General features: G+C 62.9%; 18 protein-coding genes. 13 read left to right on the top strand and 5 right to left on the bottom strand.

Features of this window, described 5'->3' with window-relative positions; all coding sequences use genetic code 11:
* Nucleotides 1-24: 24 nt before the first annotated feature.
* The 7 genes from prfB to ACIQUF_RS09020 all read left to right on the top strand — a co-directional run bounded on the left by prfB (nucleotide 25) and on the right by ACIQUF_RS09020 (nucleotide 6768).
* Nucleotides 25-1120, top strand: a protein-coding gene (gene prfB, locus ACIQUF_RS09050; protein WP_400802960.1) for a peptide chain release factor 2 whose coding sequence is annotated in 2 segments (ribosomal slippage) — nucleotides 25-96 and nucleotides 98-1120 — 1095 coding nt in all. Because the reading frame shifts where the segments join, the coding sequence is not laid out codon by codon here.
* A gap of 93 nt (nucleotides 1121-1213) precedes the next feature.
* Nucleotides 1214-2716: a lysine--tRNA ligase gene (lysS, locus tag ACIQUF_RS09045; RefSeq protein WP_403130720.1), complete on the top strand. Its 1503-nt coding sequence runs from the start codon at nucleotides 1214-1216 to the stop codon at nucleotides 2714-2716.
* Between the two features lie 156 nt (nucleotides 2717-2872).
* A complete protein-coding gene (locus tag ACIQUF_RS09040) occupies nucleotides 2873-3577 on the top strand; it encodes a TetR/AcrR family transcriptional regulator (RefSeq protein ID WP_403131388.1) in 705 nt (234 codons plus the stop codon).
* Nucleotides 3578-3606: 29 nt separating this feature from the next.
* Complete coding sequence (locus ACIQUF_RS09035; protein ID WP_403130718.1) at nucleotides 3607-4155, top strand: hypothetical protein; 549 nt, start codon at nucleotides 3607-3609, stop codon at nucleotides 4153-4155.
* A gap of 117 nt (nucleotides 4156-4272) precedes the next feature.
* On the top strand, nucleotides 4273-5550 hold the full coding sequence (locus ACIQUF_RS09030) for a flavohemoglobin expression-modulating QEGLA motif protein (protein ID WP_400802968.1): 1278 nt from the start codon (nucleotides 4273-4275) through the stop codon (nucleotides 5548-5550).
* On the top strand, nucleotides 5522-6445 hold the full coding sequence (locus ACIQUF_RS09025) for an alpha/beta hydrolase (RefSeq protein ID WP_403130715.1): 924 nt from the start codon (nucleotides 5522-5524) through the stop codon (nucleotides 6443-6445). The genes ACIQUF_RS09030 and ACIQUF_RS09025 overlap by 29 nt, the downstream gene beginning before the upstream one ends.
* Complete coding sequence (locus tag ACIQUF_RS09020; RefSeq protein ID WP_125857655.1) at nucleotides 6442-6768, top strand: hypothetical protein; 327 nt, start codon at nucleotides 6442-6444, stop codon at nucleotides 6766-6768. Before ACIQUF_RS09025 ends, ACIQUF_RS09020 begins: the two co-directional genes overlap by 4 nt.
* 13 nt (nucleotides 6769-6781) lie before the next feature.
* Here the strand turns inward: ACIQUF_RS09020 and ACIQUF_RS09015 are convergent, their stop codons facing one another.
* The 5 genes from ACIQUF_RS09015 to ACIQUF_RS08995 all read right to left on the bottom strand — a co-directional run bounded on the left by ACIQUF_RS09015 (nucleotide 6782) and on the right by ACIQUF_RS08995 (nucleotide 9346).
* Entirely contained in the window at nucleotides 6782-7099 is a 318-nt protein-coding gene (locus ACIQUF_RS09015) for a type II toxin-antitoxin system RelE/ParE family toxin (protein ID WP_403130712.1), read from the bottom strand.
* A complete protein-coding gene (locus tag ACIQUF_RS09010; protein WP_403130709.1) occupies nucleotides 7053-7337 on the bottom strand; it encodes a type II toxin-antitoxin system Phd/YefM family antitoxin in 285 nt (94 codons plus the stop codon). The genes ACIQUF_RS09015 and ACIQUF_RS09010 overlap by 47 nt, the downstream gene beginning before the upstream one ends.
* Nucleotides 7338-7478: 141 nt before the next feature.
* A complete protein-coding gene (locus tag ACIQUF_RS09005; RefSeq protein ID WP_403130707.1) occupies nucleotides 7479-8270 on the bottom strand; it encodes an OmpA family protein in 792 nt (263 codons plus the stop codon).
* Nucleotides 8271-8320: 50 nt separating this feature from the next.
* On the bottom strand, nucleotides 8321-8734 hold the full coding sequence (locus ACIQUF_RS09000) for a DUF4398 domain-containing protein (RefSeq protein WP_400802979.1): 414 nt from the start codon (nucleotides 8732-8734) through the stop codon (nucleotides 8321-8323).
* 267 nt (nucleotides 8735-9001) lie between these two features.
* Nucleotides 9002-9346, bottom strand: a complete 345-nt coding sequence (locus ACIQUF_RS08995; protein WP_403130703.1) for a pilin assembly protein — start codon at nucleotides 9344-9346, stop codon at nucleotides 9002-9004.
* A 169-nt stretch (nucleotides 9347-9515) separates the two neighbouring features.
* Here ACIQUF_RS08995 and ppc point away from each other — a divergent pair, with 169 nt between their 5' ends.
* The 6 genes from ppc to ACIQUF_RS08965 all read left to right on the top strand — a co-directional run bounded on the left by ppc (nucleotide 9516) and on the right by ACIQUF_RS08965 (nucleotide 15964).
* Entirely contained in the window at nucleotides 9516-12143 is a 2628-nt protein-coding gene (gene ppc, locus ACIQUF_RS08990; RefSeq protein ID WP_403130701.1) for a phosphoenolpyruvate carboxylase, read from the top strand.
* A 257-nt stretch (nucleotides 12144-12400) separates the two neighbouring features.
* Nucleotides 12401-13051, top strand: a complete 651-nt coding sequence (adk, locus tag ACIQUF_RS08985; RefSeq protein WP_403130698.1) for an adenylate kinase — start codon at nucleotides 12401-12403, stop codon at nucleotides 13049-13051.
* Nucleotides 13052-13138: 87 nt separating this feature from the next.
* Nucleotides 13139-13813, top strand: coding sequence for a tRNA (adenosine(37)-N6)-threonylcarbamoyltransferase complex dimerization subunit type 1 TsaB (gene tsaB, locus ACIQUF_RS08980; RefSeq protein ID WP_403130696.1), 675 nt, complete (start codon nucleotides 13139-13141; stop codon nucleotides 13811-13813).
* A 129-nt stretch (nucleotides 13814-13942) separates the two neighbouring features.
* The gene (locus ACIQUF_RS08975; RefSeq protein ID WP_403130693.1) at nucleotides 13943-14230 is read left to right on the top strand and encodes a hypothetical protein; all 288 of its coding nucleotides are present in this window, start codon (nucleotides 13943-13945) and stop codon (nucleotides 14228-14230) included.
* A 3-nt stretch (nucleotides 14231-14233) separates the two neighbouring features.
* Nucleotides 14234-15103 carry a DUF72 domain-containing protein gene (locus tag ACIQUF_RS08970; RefSeq protein ID WP_403130691.1) on the top strand — a complete coding sequence of 290 codons (870 nt, stop codon included), beginning with the start codon at nucleotides 14234-14236 and terminating at the stop codon, nucleotides 15101-15103.
* A gap of 30 nt (nucleotides 15104-15133) precedes the next feature.
* A complete protein-coding gene (locus tag ACIQUF_RS08965; protein ID WP_403130689.1) occupies nucleotides 15134-15964 on the top strand; it encodes an oxaloacetate decarboxylase in 831 nt (276 codons plus the stop codon).

Genomic DNA, 15964 nt, shown 5'->3' with positions numbered 1-15964 from the left:
AATTCGTACGAGAGCCCCGCGCCCATGGAAATCCAACCGATCCTGAACACCATCAAGGACCTCACCGAGCGTTCGCAGTCTATTCGGGGGTATCTTTGACTACGATCAAAAAGCTGACCGCCTGATCGAAGTCAACCGCGAGCTGGAAGACCCGGCCGTGTGGAACAAACCCGAATACGCCCAGGCCCTGGGCCGTGAGCGTGCCATGCTGGCACAGGTCGTCGAGACCCTGGACAAGATGTCCGGCGGCCTGGCTGATTGCCAGGACCTGCTCGACATGGCCGTCGAGGAAGACGATGAAGGCGCCGTAAGCGACGTCGTGACCGAGCTGGAAGGCCTGGAAGAAAAACTGGCCCAGCTTGAGTTCCGTCGCATGTTCAGCGGCGAGATGGACCCGAACAACGCCTACCTGGACATCCAGGCCGGCTCCGGCGGTACCGAAGCGCAGGACTGGGCCAACATCCTGCTGCGCATGTATCTGCGCTGGGCCGACAAGCGCGGTTTCGACGCCACCATCATCGAGCTTTCCGAAGGCGAAGTCGCCGGCATCAAGGGCGCCACCGTGCACATCAAGGGCGAGTACGCCTTTGGCTGGCTGCGTACCGAAATCGGCGTGCACCGTTTGGTGCGCAAGAGCCCGTTCGACTCCGGCGCCCGTCGCCACACCTCGTTCTCGGCAGTGTTCGTATCGCCCGAGATCGACGACAAGGTCGAGATCGACATCAACCCGTCCGACCTGCGCATCGACACCTACCGCTCCTCCGGTGCCGGTGGCCAGCACGTCAACACCACCGACTCTGCGGTGCGTATCACCCACGTTCCGACCAACACTGTGGTGGCTTGCCAGAACGAACGTTCGCAGCACGCCAACAAGGACACCGCCATGAAAATGCTGCGGGCCAAGTTGTACGAGCTGGAAATGCAGAAGCGCAACGCCGCTTCGCAGGCGCTGGAAGACAGCAAGTCGGACATCGGCTGGGGCCACCAGATCCGCTCCTACGTGCTGGATGACTCGCGTATCAAGGACCTGCGTACCGGCGTCGAGCGCAGCGACTGCAACAAGGTGCTGGACGGCGACATCGACCAGTACCTGGAAGCGAGCCTCAAGCAGGGGCTGTAAGCCGCACACCACCGCCGCGATGCCTGGCTGACCGCCGGCATCGCGTGCCCTGCCCGAAAAGGGCAACGAATACCTGATGGAAAGAATGACGACATGAGCGACCTCAAGACCGAATCGCAAGACCTGCAACAGGAAGAAAACACCCTGATCGCCCTGCGCAAGGAAAAACTTGCCGCCGAGCGCGAGAAGGGTCAGGCCTTCCCCAACGACTTCCGCCGCGACAGCTACTGCAACGACCTGCAGAAACAGTACGCGGACAAGACCAAGGAAGAGCTGGAAGCAGCAGCGATCCCGGTCAAGGTTGCCGGTCGCATCATGCTCAACCGTGGCTCGTTCATGGTCATCCAGGACATGACCGGGCGCATCCAGGTCTACGTCAACCGCAAGACCCTGCCGGAAGAAACCCTGGCGGCGGTCAAGACCTGGGACCTGGGCGACATCATCGCCGCCGAAGGCACCCTGGCCCGTTCCGGCAAGGGTGACCTGTACGTCGAAATGACCAACGTACGTCTGCTGACCAAGTCGCTGCGTCCGCTGCCGGACAAGCACCACGGCCTGACCGACACCGAGCAGCGCTACCGCCAGCGCTACGTCGACCTGATGGTCAACGAAGAAACCCGCCACACCTTCCGTGTGCGTTCGCAGGTGATCTCGCACATCCGCAAGTTCCTCATCGAGCGCGACTTCCTCGAAGTCGAAACGCCGATGCTGCAGACCATTCCTGGCGGCGCTGCGGCCAAGCCGTTCGAAACCCACCATAATGCCCTGGACATGGCCATGTTCCTGCGTATCGCGCCGGAGCTGTATCTGAAACGTCTGGTGGTTGGTGGTTTCGAGAAGGTCTTCGAGATCAACCGCAACTTCCGTAACGAAGGCGTTTCGACCCGGCACAACCCCGAGTTCACCATGCTCGAGTTCTACCAGGCCTACGCCGACTACAACGACAACATGGATCTCACCGAAGAGCTGTTCCGTGAGCTGGCGCAGCTGGTACTGGGCAGCACCGACGTGCCGTACGGCGACAAGGTGTTCCACTTCGGCGAGCCGTTCGTGCGCCTGTCGGTGTTCGACTCGATCCTCAAGTACAACCCGGAGCTGACCGCCGCCGACCTGCAGGACGTCGACAAGGCCCGCGCCATCGCCAAGCAAGCCGGCGCCAAGGTGCTCGGCCATGAGGGCCTGGGCAAGCTGCAGGTGATGATTTTCGAAGAGCTGGTCGAGCACAAGCTGGAGCAGCCGCACTTCATCACCGAGTACCCGTTCGAAGTCTCGCCGCTGGCCCGTCGCAACGACGACAACCCGGCCGTGACCGACCGCTTCGAGCTGTTCATCGGTGGCCGCGAGATCGCCAACGCCTACTCCGAGCTCAACGATGCCGAAGACCAGGCCGAGCGCTTCCTGGCCCAGGTGGCCGAGAAGGACGCCGGTGACGACGAAGCCATGCACTACGATGCCGACTTCGTCCGCGCCCTGGAGTACGGCATGCCGCCGACTGCCGGTGAAGGCATCGGCATCGACCGCCTGGTGATGCTGCTGACCAACTCGCCGTCGATTCGCGACGTGATCCTGTTCCCGCACATGCGTCCGCAGGCCTGAGTGAATTGAACAAGCCGCCTTTCGGGGCGGCTTTTTCTTGCCTGGAGCATTATGTTGTCAGTGCCGGCCTCTTCGCGGCTAAAGCCGCTCCTACAGCCGCGAAGAGGTCGGCACTGACGAAGCACTTTTCATGAGGTAATCCCCGTGACCCCCGCCATGCCTCACCAGGGCGCCGCCGGCATCGCCACCGCCGTCGCCGAAAGCGTGCAATACCAGGGTCGCAAGACCGCCCGCCAAGGCAGCGAACAACGCCGCCAGCTGATCCTCGACGCCGCCATGCGCATCGTCGTGCGCGATGGCGTACGCGGCGTGCGCCACCGCGCAGTGGCTGCCGAGGCCGGAGTGCCTCTTTCGGCCACCACCTACTACTTCAAGGATATCGAGGACCTGCTCACCGATACCTTCGCCCAGTATGTCGAGCGCAGTGCCGCCTATATGGCCAAGCTGTGGGCCAACACCGAGGTGGTGCTGCGCCAGCTGCTCGCCCAGGGTGATGGCAGTGTGCAATCGCGGGAGCGCCTGGCCGACGAAGTGGCGCGCATGACCGCCGACTATGTTTCCCGGCAGTTATTGAATCGCCGCGACTTCCTGATGGCCGAGCAGGCTTTCCGCCAGGAAGCGTTGCTATGCCCGCGACTGGCCGAGCTGGTACGTGCCCACGAGCAGATTCTGCTGCACGGCACGCGGCAGTTGTTGCAGGTGGTCGGCTCGCAGCAACCGGAACAGGACGCCCAGATGTTGACGGCGATTATCGAGCAGATGGAATATCAGGGCCTGCTCAAGGATGCCGATGCGCAAGCCGATGGGCAGATGCTCGCTATGCTTAGCCGTTACCTGCATTTGGTGCTGGCATCGGCCTGAGCTGTGAACGAATTTTCAAGGAGAGCTTGATGAAAGCCTGGCGTGTGGTGTTGTTGACGTTGTCATTCCTGCTGCTGGGCGGTTGTCTGGTGACCTTCCATGAGCCGCTGCCGAGCAACCAGGCGGCGCCCAAGGCCCTGCTCGGCAAGTGGAGCAGCAAGGATGCCTGGGGCGAGCCACTGAAGCTTGCGATCAGCCGCAGTGGCGCCGATGCCTACAAGGCCGTGGCCACGGCCAAGGGCAAGAAGCCTGAAGAGTACGTGTTTACCGTGTCTCGCCATGGCAACCGTTGGTACCTTTCGGCCGGTGTGCCGAAAAAGCTGGGCGGCAATTTCCTGATTGGCGGTTTCGATATCGTCGATGGCAAGGAGCTGGTGCTCTACAACCTCGACGTCGAGCAGGTGCAGCAGGCCGTCGATAAGAAGGAATTGAGCGGGCGCAGCACTGAAGTGCCGGAGGACAACGGTGAGGGCGTGCTGATCGACAGCCCGTCGGCGCGGGTGCTGGCCTACCTGGATGATCCGGCCAACTCTGATCTGTTCGTCGAGGTGGCGCGCTTCCAGCGTTCCGGCAAATGACCGTGTTGGCTTCTTCGCGGCTGAAGCCGCTCCTACAGGTACGGTGCAAAACCTGTAGGAGCGGCTTCAGCCGCGAAGGGGCCGGCACAGGCATCATGTTCTAGAAAGGAGTCCCCGGTGGACGAGTACCAGCAGACCATACGCACACTCTCCGACCGCATCGTCGCGGCGCAGACCCCGATCCGCGTGCTCGACGCGGTGAAGTGGGACGACAGCATCCGCCAGGGCTTTCTCAAGGCCAAGGGCAAGGAGCCACCCGCAGTCGACCGTGCGTATTACCAATCGCGCCCCTTGTCGTTCGACTCCAGCGCGGTCAAGGCCGAGTTCCAGAGCATCGAGCGCGACATCACCCGTCAACTGGGCCAGTTCAACCCGGTCGGGCAGATCATGCGGCGCATGTGCAAGGAATACCGCATGGTGGTGCGCATGCTCGAAGCGCGCGGCACCGAAGACTTCGGGCTGATTTCCCAGGAACTGTATGGCGCAGCGTCCGATGCCTTCCACGCCGGTGACCCGACCCTGGCCGACCTCGGCCTGATGCTGTCGGACTACCTCAACAACATCGATGGCCGTGGCGACCTCAAGGACGAGCCGAAGAACCTCACCGCCAAGGAGGCCGTGGACATCCTCCAGCGCCGCCTGAACAAGGTGTTCGGCGAGGCCGAGGAAACCATTCGCGTGTTCGAGTCCGACGGTATCGTCGCCGATGCGGCAGCGGGCGCCGACTACATCAAGGTGCGCGCCGACGCCATGTTCAACAGCCGCGACGTGCGCGCGCTGGAGGTGCATGAGGGGCTGGTGCACGTCGGCACCACGCTCAACGGCCTCAACCAGCCGATCTGCACCTTCCTGGCCAAAGGCCCGCCCTCTTCGACGGTGACCCAGGAAGGGCTGGCGATCCTCATGGAAGTGATTGCCTTCGCCTCCTACCCAAGCCGCCTGCGCAAGCTCACCAACCGTACCCGCGCCATCCACATGGTCGAAGAGGGTGCCGATTTCCTGCAGGTGTTCGAGTTCTTCCGCGCCCAGGGCTTCGAAATGGCGCAGAGCTACAGCAATGCCAGCCGGGTGTTCCGTGGCTCGGTGCCCAATGGCCTGCCCTTTACCAAGGACTTGTCCTACCTCAAGGGTTTCATCATGGTTTACAACTACATTCAGTTGGCCGTGAAGAAGGGCAAGCTCGAACAGATTCCGCTGCTGTTCTGCGGCAAGACCACCCTCGAAGACATGCGCACGTTGCGACAGTTGGTAGAAGAAGGGCTGGTTGAGCCACCCAAGTACCTGCCGGAGCAGTTCCGCGACCTTAACGCGTTGTCGGCCTGGATGTGCTTCTCCAACTTCCTCAACCACCTGAGCCTCGATCGCATTGAAGCCGATTACGCGAACATTCTCTGAGCGCTGCCGCTGGCTGGCACTGGGCTTGATGTTGTTGGGGCTGGGCGGTTGCAGCAACCTGCTGTTCTACCCGGAGCCGGGCCAACCGTTCACCCCGGAGCGGGCCAAACTGCAATACCGCGATGTCACCTTCACCACCACAGACGGCGTCCGCCTGCATGGCTGGTGGCTGCCGGCCAAGGCCGGCGTGGCGGTCAAGGGCACGGTGCTGCACTTGCATGGCAACGGCGGCAACCTGGCCGGGCACCTGGGTGGCAGCTACTGGTTGCCGGAGCAGGGCTATCAGGTGCTGATGATCGACTACCGGGGCTATGGCTTGTCCGAGGGCAAGCCCGGTTTACCAGAGGTCTACCAGGATATCGCGGCGGCCATGGACTGGCTTGACCAGGCCCCTGAGGTCAAGGGCAAACCCTTGGTGTTGCTGGGGCAGAGCCTCGGCGGGGCGATGGCCATCCACTATCTGGCGGACCATCCCGAGCAGCGCCAGCGCTTCAGTGCCCTGGTCTTCGATGGCGTGCCAGCCAGCTACCGCGATGTTGGGCGGTTCGCCTTGAGCACTTCATGGATGACCTGGCCGTTGCAGGTACCGCTGTCCTGGCTGGTACCCGACGGCGACAGCGCGATTCGTTCGGTCGAGCGCCTGAGCAGCCCGCCGAAGCTGTTCTTCCACAGTATCGACGACAACCTGGTGCCGATGAACAACGGCATCCGCCTGTACCAGCACGCACCGCCTCCGCGGGTGCTGCAGCTGACCCGAGGCGGCCATGTGCAGACCTTCGCCGACCCGGTGTGGCGCCAGGTGATGCTGCGTTTCCTCGATGACCCCAACCGTTTCAACGGCCTGCGCCGGCTGGCCGAAATTCCCAATTACCCTGACGAGAAGAACAAGCAATGAGTGAAGAACGCAACGCCATCCCGCTGATCCTGACCGGTGTCGGCAGCATCATCGTGACGGTGGGGGCTCTCTGGTATTACGGCTACCTGCATTTCGCCAAGCCGGAGGATGCGCTGCTGTTGCAGGACTTCACCATGCTCAAGACCATTCCAGGTGAAGATTACAAGGTTTCGCTGGACCCAGCACCGCAGGTGGCGCAGTGCCTGGATGGCGTGCTGGTGTTGTTCGATACCCAGCAGAAAGGGCTGACCGGGGTGCTGGTGGACAATCGCAAGCGTGCGGTGCGGTGTATGGGCGAGGAGACGCCTCAGCAGGTGCAATAAGCAGGCAAAAACATCACATCAAGCGAGACTGCGCAGCATCGTACACATCGCTGTGCTCTCGCTTGCCTACTGCGATAACGATAACCACCACACGCTCATCGATGACCTGATAGACCAGGCGATATCCCGAAGACTTCAGCTTGATCTTGTAGCAGTCGGGCATGCCGGACAGCTTGTCTTTCTCGACTCGGGGCTGCGCCAATCGCTCCTTGAGTTTCCTCGCAAACTGGATCTGCAACTGGCTATCCAGTTTTCTGTATTCCTTCTGTGCCCGAATATTGAATTCAAGGCTGTGTTTTTTTATGGCCTTCGGCGTCGGCGATGAGCTCATCGATATCTACACTCACTGTGGGCTCGCCACGTCGCTGGCGTACCAGCTCAGCCAACTGCATGTCGTCGATCAATTCCATCATCGCTTCGTAGCGCTCAGGCGGTACAGCATAAAACGCCGGCTCGTTGCGGTTAAGGATGACCACGGTTTCACCAGCAGCTTCGCGAATGGTGCCCATGGGGTCTCTTTTGAGGTCAGTGATGGATGCTGCCAGATCAGCCAGAACGGGGTAGGTCATAGTTGTATCAACCTGTGAGAGCAATGATCAATCACAGGAGTCTAGATCTTTTAAGAGTGCTTTTAAAGGTGCTTTTAAGTTTCTCGATAAAATGAAAAACCCCGCCAGTTTTGGCGGGGTTCTGGTTTCAGCCTGCCAGCCTTACTGACTAACCTGGCTCACCGAACGCGGCGCCACCGGCTGGTTGTCGTTGGAGATGGTCACCTCCACCCGGCGGTTCTGCGCACGCCCCGAGTTGCTGGAGTTTTCAGCCACCGGGTACTCCTTGCCGTAGCCCTGGGCGACGATGCGCGCAGGGTCCACGCCTGCGCGGACCAGCGCCATGCGCACGGCACCGGCGCGGCGCTCGGACAGGGTCTGGTTGTAGTTGGCCGAGCCGACGCTGTCGGTGTAACCCTCGACGATCACCTTGCGCTCAGGGTTTTCCTGAAGGAATTGCGCCAGCTTGGTGACGTTGGGCAGGGCGCTGCTCTTGAGCTCGGCCTTGTTGAAGTCGAACAGCACGTCGCCGAAGGTCACCAGCGTACCGCGGTCGGTCTGCTTGGCGTTGAGGCTGTCCTGCAGCTTGGCGATCTGCGCGTCGCGGGCGTCGAGCTTGGCTTGAGCGCGGTTGGCAGCCGCGTTTTTCAGCTCGGCTTCAGCGGTGCGCAGGGCGATGGTCTGCTTGGCCACTTCGACGCGCTGGTTGGTCAGGTAGGCCAGTTGGTCGACCTGCTTGCTGTCTTCACGCTCCATGTAGGCCTTGTCGGCCTTGTTCAGCCAGTCCTGGGCGTCCTTTGTTTCAAGGGCCGCGACCTTGCTTGCCTGCGGGTCGCTCTGCAGCGCGGAGAAGTTGGTGCGGGCCGACTCCAGGTTGGCATTCGGGTCGTGCGAGCAAGCAGCGAGACCGACGCTCAGGGCCAGCAGGGCGGGAATCATGACGTAATTGCGCATAGTGTTCATCCTTTGATCGAGTGCGAAGGCTAAGGCGGGCGGGGCAGTGCTCACTGAGCGCTGCGCAGGCCTTCCTCACGTACGTCCTGAACGCCCTGACGGGCATCCTGCACGGCCTTCTGGGCCTTGGCCGCCTGGGCCTTGCGTTCGGCGAGGCGAGCGTCCCATTCGGCCTGTTGGGCCAGGCGCTTGGCGTCGTCGTACTTTTTGTCGTGCATGGCGATTTCGGCCTGCTTGAACTTGTCCTGCGCCGCTTTCATTTCGACGGCGGCGAACTCGGTGCCGCCAGCGCTGACGGCGGAGTTCACGGCGGACTGGGTGACGGCGTACTGCTCGGTGGGCGGGTTGCCCGCACAGCCGGCCAGGACCAGGCTACTGCCCAGGGCCAGCGCGGCCAGCTTGAACCCGCGCAGGTGAGTGGATGTGAGTTTTGACGTGCGGGTCTTCATGGTGGTCAGTTCCATTGGATCACTCCTGATAACGACGATGTCCGTAGCAGTCCATCGCTCAATCCCTGGCATCGCCTCGCGTTACAGCTCAACGGTGCACCACGGCAGGTGTGCAGGGTTTTAGCGTGATGGCTATTGGCTCGGACTCTGGCGTTTTTTCAATAGTTCAGAAAAAAGTGACAAGAATTTCTGACTGATTGGTCAGCGATTTTTCGTTGAACTTCCGGGATTTGACGCGGTATTCCGGGCTGATGATCAGCCCGAAACCGGAGGAAAGGATTGTCAGTTGCCGGTGTCGTCGCCGGCGTGGCTCAGGGTCTGCAGGTGGCGCCGCGACAGGCTCAGAAAGCGCGGTGTAGAGCCAATGTCTTCGTACAGTGGGTCGCCTTCCTCATCGGTGGAAATGACCTTGTTACCCTGCACGTAAGGGAAGCTGGCCTCCAGCTCTTCGAGCGCCGCTGCGACCAGTTCACCGAGCAGTTCCTCGGCGGTGCGCTTGGGGTACATGTCGATAAGCGCCGCCAGGCGCGCCTCGGACTCCAGGTCCAGGTGCAAGGTGTGGCCGGTCGGGCTCAGGGTGCCGGCGGCGTTCTGTTCCCAGTGCTGGGCGAGTTCGCGGATTTTCATGATGACCTCTGTCAACGCCTCGAAAGGCTGCATTGCATCGGACTGCAGTGATCTAACTTTAGTTTGCTTTGACCTTCGCGGCTTGCCATCGCGTCCCGGCTGTGGGCACTCTTGGGCCAGTGCTGTTTCCTGAGCAGAGCGCGGGCGAGCCGCGCCGAAGAGAGGGCCAATGACCGATATCGATGTGCGCTTGCGTGAAGATGTCCATGTGTTGGGGGAGTTGCTCGGCGATACCATTCGCCAGCAGCACGGCGAGGCGTTCCTGCAAAAGATCGAGGACATCCGCCACAGCGCCAAGGCCGACCGTCGCAGTGCCGGCGAGCAGTTGAGTTCGACCCTGGCGGACCTCGCCGAGGACGACTTGCTACCGGTGGCGCGGGCTTTCAACCAATTCCTCAACCTGGCCAACATGGCAGAGCAGTACCAGCTGATCCGCCGTCGTGATGCCGAGCAGCCGGAACCTTTCGAGGCCCGGGTGCTGCCCGAGTTACTGGCGCGTCTGAAGCAGGCCGGGCACAAGGATGATGCATTGGCCCGGCAACTGGCCAGGCTCGATATCCAGCTGGTGCTCACGGCGCACCCGACCGAAGTGGCACGCCGCACGCTGATCCAGAAGTACGATGCGATTGCCGGCCAGCTGGCCGCCCAGGACCATCGCGACCTGACGCCTGCAGAACGCCAGGCCGTGCGCGAGCGCTTGCGCCGGCTGATTGCCGAGGCCTGGCACACCGAAGAAATCCGCCGCACTCGGCCCACGCCCGTAGACGAGGCCAAGTGGGGCTTCGCAGTGATCGAACACTCCCTCTGGCATGCCGTCCCCAGCCACTTGCGCAAGGTCGACAAGGCGCTGTTCGAGGCCACTGGCCTGCACCTGCCACTGGAAGCCGCGCCGATTCGCTTCGCTTCGTGGATGGGCGGTGACCGTGACGGCAACCCCAATGTCACGGCTGCGGTGACCCGTGAAGTGCTGTTGCTGGCGCGCTGGATGGCCGCCGACCTGTTCCTGCGTGATATCGATGCCTTGGCCGCCGAGCTGTCCATGCAGCAGGCCAGCAGCGCCGTGCGCGAGCGTGTGGGCGATAGCGCCGAGCCCTACCGTGCCGTGCTCAAGCAGTTGCGTGACCGCCTGCGGGCGACGCGCACCTGGGCCCAGGCATCGCTGGCCAGCACCCAGCCGGCCAGCGCCGAGGTGCTGGTGGACAACCGTGACCTGATCGCCCCGTTGGAGCTGTGCTATCAGTCCCTGCATGAATGCGGCATGGGGGTGATCGCCGATGGCCCACTGCTCGACACCTTGCGCCGTGCGGTGACCTTTGGCCTGTTCCTCGGACGCCTGGACGTGCGCCAGGATGCCGCCCGGCACCGCGACGCGCTGGCGGAGATCACCGACTACCTGGGCCTGGGCAGCTATGCCGAGTGGGACGAAGACAAACGCATCGACTTCCTCCAGGCCGAACTGAAAAACCGCAGGCCATTGCTGCCGGGGCACTTCAAGCCCCAGGCCGATACCGCCGAAGTGCTTGCCACCTGCCGTGAGATTGCCGCAGCGCCAGGGGCATCGCTGGGTTCCTACGTCATCTCCATGGCCGGTGCGGCGTCTGATGTGCTGGCGGTGCAATTGCTGCTCAAAGAGGCCGGCCTGACCCGGCCCATGCGGGTGGTGCCATTGTTCGAGACGCTGGCCGACCTGGACAACGCAGGGCCTGTGATGGAGCGGCTGCTGAGCCTGCCGGGCTATCGCGCCGGCTTGCGCGGGCCGCAGGAAGTGATGATCGGTTATTCCGACTCGGCCAAGGACGCCGGCACCACGGCGGCCGCCTGGGCCCAGTACCGCGCGCAGGAAAACCTGGTGCGCATCTGCCGTGAACACCAGGTCGAGCTGCTGCTGTTCCATGGGCGCGGCGGCACCGTCGGCCGTGGTGGTGGCCCCGCCCATGCGGCGATTCTGTCGCAGCCCCCGGGTTCGGTGGCGGGGCGTTTTCGGACCACCGAGCAGGGCGAGATGATTCGCTTCAAGTTCGGATTGCCGGGCATCGCCGAGCAAAATCTCAACCTTTATCTTGCAGCGGTGCTGGAAGCCACCTTGTTGCCACCGCCACCACCGGAGCCGGCCTGGCGTGCGTTGATGGACCAGCTGGCCGCCGATGGCGTCGAGGCCTACCGCAACGTGGTGCGGGAAAATCCCGATTTCGTCGAGTATTTCCGGCAGTCCACGCCCGAGCAGGAACTGGGTCGACTGCCGCTGGGCAGCCGCCCGGCCAAGCGTCGCGCGGGGGGGATTGAAAGCCTGCGGGCGATCCCGTGGATCTTCGGCTGGACCCAGACGCGCCTGATGCTGCCAGCCTGGCTGGGATGGGAAACCGCCCTTAGTAATGCCCTGGCGCGCGGCCAGGGCGAACTGCTGGCGCAGATGCGCGAGCAGTGGCCGTTCTTCCGCACGCGCATCGACATGCTGGAGATGGTCCTGGCCAAGGCCGACGCGCAAATTGCCGAGGCCTACGACGAACGTCTGGTGCAACCGCACCTGCTTCCTTTAGGTGCGCACCTGCGCGACCTATTGTCGCAGTCATGCCAAGTGGTACTGGGCCTGACCGGGCAGCCGGTGCTACTGGCGCACAGCCCGGAGACCCTGGAATTCATCAGTTTGCGCAACACCTACCTGGACCCGTTGCACCGGCTTCAGGCCGAGCTGCTGGCGCGTTCGCGCAGCCGCGAAGCCGCTCTGGACAGCCCGTTGGAGCAGGCCTTGCTGGTGACCGTGGCGGGCATAGCCGCAGGCCTGCGCAACACCGGCTGAAACCTGGGCATGCTGCCCGCGCCCAAGGGCAGCGAGCTGGCCAGGGCAGGGCAGGGAGGGTGGTTGCGCCGGGCGCAACCACCTGCGGCCGAGGTTACCAATGGCACATTCCTGTAACTTTGGGGCGCTTGTCTGGCTGACGGGCGCTGTGTATCTTGAGCAGCCTTCTGACCGATTTATGGTCATACCCGATATTCCGGACTTGGCCCAGGTTGCCGAATCCATTGAATTTCATAAAAAAATTTGAGGAGCACGAGATGCGCGTAATTCTGCTGGGAGCTCCCGGGGCCGGTAAAGGTACTCAGGCAAAGTTCATCACCGAGAAGTTCGGTATTCCACAGATCTCCACCGGTGACATGCTGCGTGCCGCCGTCAAAGCCGGCACCCCGCTGGGCCTGGAGCTCAAGAAAGTCATGGATGCCGGCCAGCTGGTGTCCGACGAGCTGATCATCAGCCTGGTCAAGGAACGCATCGCCCAACCAGACTGCGCCAACGGCTGCCTGTTCGACGGTTTCCCACGCACCATCCCGCAAGCTGAAGCCATGGTCGCCGCCGGTGTCGATATCGATGCCGTGGTCGAGATCGCCGTCGACGACGAAGAGATCGTTGGCCGCATGGCGGGCCGCCGCGTGCACCTGGCCTCGGGCCGCACCTACCACATTCAGTACAACCCGCCGAAAGTGGAAGGCAAGGACGACGTCACCGGCGAAGACCTGATCCAGCGCGAAGACGACAAGGAAGAAACCGTGCGTCATCGCCTGTCGGTCTACCACAGCCAGACCAAGCCGCTGGTGGACTTCTACCAGAAACTGTCGGCCGCCAACGCTGGCAAGCCGAAGTACAGCCACATCGAAGGTGTAGGCTCGGTCGAGTCGATCACCGCGAAGGTGCTGGCAGCCCTGAGCTGATCCGCCACCCTTTGTCACAACAGCCCGCTTGCGGGCTGTTGTCGTTTATACTGCCGCTCTTTTCATTCGCACCTGGATACCCGTTCGATGACCACCCTGCTGGCCCTGGATACCGCCACCGAAGCCTGTTCCGTCGCGCTGCTGCATGATGGCAAGGTAACCAGCCATTACGAGGTGATCCCGCGCCTGCACGCGCAGAAGCTGCTGCCAATGATCAAGCAGCTGCTGGGTGATTCGGGCGTTGCCCTAAATGCCCTCGATGCGATCGCCTTTGGCCGTGGCCCGGGTGCCTTCACCGGTGTGCGGATCGCCATTGGTGTGGTGCAGGGCCTGGGGTTTGCCCTGGAGCGCCCGGTGCTGCCGGTGTCCAACCTGGCCGCGCTGGCTCAGGGCGCGCTGCGCGAACATGGCGCCGAGCAGGTGGCTGCGGCCATCGATGCGCGCATGGACGAGGTCTACTGGGGTTGCTACAAGGCGGTGGCTGGCGAGATGCGTCTGCAAGGCCAGGAAGCCGTGCTGCCGCCAGAGCGCGTGGCGTTGCCCGACGGCAGCAGCGGCGACTGGTATGGCGCCGGTACCGGCTGGGGCTACGCCGAGCGTTTGGCGGTGCAGGCCACTGCCAGCAACCCGGCGGCGCTGCCCAACGCGCTCGACGTTCTCAGTTTGGCCAGCTTCGCCTGGGCGCGCGGTGAGGCGATCGCCGCCGAACAGGCGCAACCGGTTTACTTGCGCGATAATGTCGCTACGCCCAAAGCCCGCTGACGGCTGTTCGTCGGTTATCGCGGCTGTCGATAAAACCTTTGGTGCAAACTGTGGTCTGGTTATCACTTGCGCATTAGCGATGGAACTCTGATGCTGCTAAATTGCCATCATTGGTCCTGAGTACTCATCATGCGTATTGACGGTTTCTCATCGCAGTCCTACCCGGTCAAGCGCACACCGCGCAAAGCGGCGGTGCGCGATGAGAGTATCGATGATGCCGAGTTGATCGAAGAGGGCGAGGTCGCTCAAGAAGCGGCGCCCCGCCGTCGTCCTGGTGGTCTCCCGGCACGTCCGCAGGACATGGTTTTCCCCCGTGCTCGTGATCGGCGGACCGCAACCGCGCTGGCCAGCTACCTCAGCACTGCCGGGTTCACCGATTGGGACATGGAAGTACTGGGGCTCGACCTGTACATTTGATGGATGAGTCCATCACCCCTGCCTTATTTTCTCGGTTGCCCGTCGTGGAGTGAAAACGCCTGGCGCGACTACCTGTACCCCGCTGACGCCGTAACCCGCGAATACCTAAGGCTGTACAGCCAGGTATTCAACGCGGTCGAGGGCAACACCACCTTCTATGCGCGCCCCGCACCCAGCACCGTCGCGCGCTGGGCCCAGGTGATGCCTGCGCACTTTCGCTTCACCGCCAAATTCCCCCGTGACGTCAGCCACGAAGGCGATCTGCGCGAGCGCTTCGAAGCGGCGTGCGACTTCACGCGGTTGCTGGCGCCCCTGGGCCAGCGCGTTTCGCCCTACTGGCTGCAGCTACCAGCGCAGTTCGGCCCGTCACGCCTGGCGGAGCTGGGCCAGTTTCTGGATGAGATTGGCGTGCCGGTGGCCGTAGAAGTGCGTAACCAGGCCTTCTTCGCCAAGGGGGAGGCAGAGCGCCAGCTCAACCGGCTGCTGCGTGAACGCGGCGTGGAGCGCATTTGCCTGGACCCGCGTGCGCTGTTCAGTTGCACCTCGCGTGATGCCGCCGTGCTCGACGCTCAAGCCAAGAAACCCAAGGTGCCGCCACGCCCCGCCGCCTTCAGCCAGCATCCGCAGGTGCGGTTTATCGGCCATCCGGTGCTTGAAGCCAACGAACCCTTTGTTGCCCCCTGGGTTGAAAAAGTCGCCAGCTGGATCGAGGAAGGCCGTAGCCCCTACATCTTCTTGCACACCTCGGATAACCGCCTGGCCGCCGCCCTGGCCCAGCGCTTTCATCAGCGTCTGATGGCGCGCCTTCCAGGCCTGGCCGCTTTGCCGGAATTGCCGCGCGCCCCTGAGGTCGAACAACTGGGACTACTCTGACCCTTCCCCGACTAGCCGGAGGTTGTGACCATGGATGTACAAACCCTGCGTGCCGAAGCCTTCAAGGCGCTGCACGAGCGCGATGGCGCCTTCGTCATCCCCAACCCCTGGGATGCCGGCTCCGCCAAGCTCCTGGCCAGCCTGGGCTTCGAGGCGCTGGCCACCACCAGTGCGGGTCTGGCTTTCAGCCTCGGGCGGCCGGATGCCGAAGCGGCATTGAGCCTGGACGAGACGTTGGACAACGCCGGCGTGATCGTCGACGCCACGGCCTTGCCGGTGGCCGCCGATCTGGAAAATGGTTTCGGCGACCTGCCTGAGGACTGCGCGCAGACGATCTTGCGGGCCGCCGAGACGGGTTTGGTTGGCGGATCCATCGAAGATGCCAGTGGCCGCAGCGATGCACCCATCTACGATTTCGAGCTCGCCGTGGCGCGTGTGCGTGCTGCGGTGCAGGCTGCGCGCAGCCTGCCATTCCCCTTCATGCTCTGTGCCCGCGCGGAAAACCTGCTGCATGGACGCATGGACCTGGACGACACCATCTTGCGCCTGCAGGCCTACGCCGAGGCGGGTGCCGATGTGCTCTACGCACCGGGCTTGCGCAGTGTCGACGAGATCCGCGCGGTTGTTCAGGCAGTCGCGCCTAAACCGGTGAATGTGCTGATGGGGCTGGCCGGCGTGCCGTTGAGCGTCAACCAGTTGCAGGACCTGGGTGTGCGCCGCATCAGCGTGGGCTCGTCGCTCGCCCGTGCCGCGCTGGGGGCATTTCAGCGTGCGGCGCTGGAAATCCGCGATCAGGGCACGTTCAGCTATGGCGAGCAGGCTTTGCCGTTCGCTGAGCTCAACGACCTGTTCCGCCGCTGA

The organism is Pseudomonas sp. NPDC090233, from assembly GCF_044772285.1.
Taxonomy (GTDB): domain Bacteria; phylum Pseudomonadota; class Gammaproteobacteria; order Pseudomonadales; family Pseudomonadaceae; genus Aquipseudomonas.
The sequence above is the reverse complement of the archived record's forward strand: the minus strand, read 5'-3'. Positions and strand labels throughout refer to the sequence as shown.

Bases quoted from the DNA above. Each gene is read 5' to 3' on its own strand.
- ACIQUF_RS09020 (WP_125857655.1), top strand. From the start codon at position 6,442: ATGAGTGAAGAACGCAACGCCATCCCGCTGATCCTGACCGGTGTCGGC.
- ACIQUF_RS09035 (WP_403130718.1), top strand. From the start codon at position 3,607: ATGAAAGCCTGGCGTGTGGTGTTGTTGACGTTGTCATTCCTGCTGCTG.
- ACIQUF_RS09040 (WP_403131388.1), top strand. From the start codon at position 2,873: ATGCCTCACCAGGGCGCCGCCGGCATCGCCACCGCCGTCGCCGAAAGC.
- ACIQUF_RS09005 (WP_403130707.1), bottom strand. From the start codon at position 8,270: ATGCGCAATTACGTCATGATTCCCGCCCTGCTGGCCCTGAGCGTCGGT.
- ACIQUF_RS08965 (WP_403130689.1), top strand. From the start codon at position 15,134: ATGGATGTACAAACCCTGCGTGCCGAAGCCTTCAAGGCGCTGCACGAG.
- lysS (WP_403130720.1), top strand. From the start codon at position 1,214: ATGAGCGACCTCAAGACCGAATCGCAAGACCTGCAACAGGAAGAAAAC.
- ACIQUF_RS09015 (WP_403130712.1), bottom strand. From the start codon at position 7,099: ATGAGCTCATCGCCGACGCCGAAGGCCATAAAAAAACACAGCCTTGAA.
- ACIQUF_RS08975 (WP_403130693.1), top strand. From the start codon at position 13,943: ATGCGTATTGACGGTTTCTCATCGCAGTCCTACCCGGTCAAGCGCACA.
- ppc (WP_403130701.1), top strand. From the start codon at position 9,516: ATGACCGATATCGATGTGCGCTTGCGTGAAGATGTCCATGTGTTGGGG.
- ACIQUF_RS08970 (WP_403130691.1), top strand. From the start codon at position 14,234: ATGAGTCCATCACCCCTGCCTTATTTTCTCGGTTGCCCGTCGTGGAGT.
- ACIQUF_RS09000 (WP_400802979.1), bottom strand. From the start codon at position 8,734: ATGGAACTGACCACCATGAAGACCCGCACGTCAAAACTCACATCCACT.
- ACIQUF_RS09010 (WP_403130709.1), bottom strand. From the start codon at position 7,337: ATGACCTACCCCGTTCTGGCTGATCTGGCAGCATCCATCACTGACCTC.
- tsaB (WP_403130696.1), top strand. From the start codon at position 13,139: ATGACCACCCTGCTGGCCCTGGATACCGCCACCGAAGCCTGTTCCGTC.
- adk (WP_403130698.1), top strand. From the start codon at position 12,401: ATGCGCGTAATTCTGCTGGGAGCTCCCGGGGCCGGTAAAGGTACTCAG.
- ACIQUF_RS08995 (WP_403130703.1), bottom strand. From the start codon at position 9,346: ATGAAAATCCGCGAACTCGCCCAGCACTGGGAACAGAACGCCGCCGGC.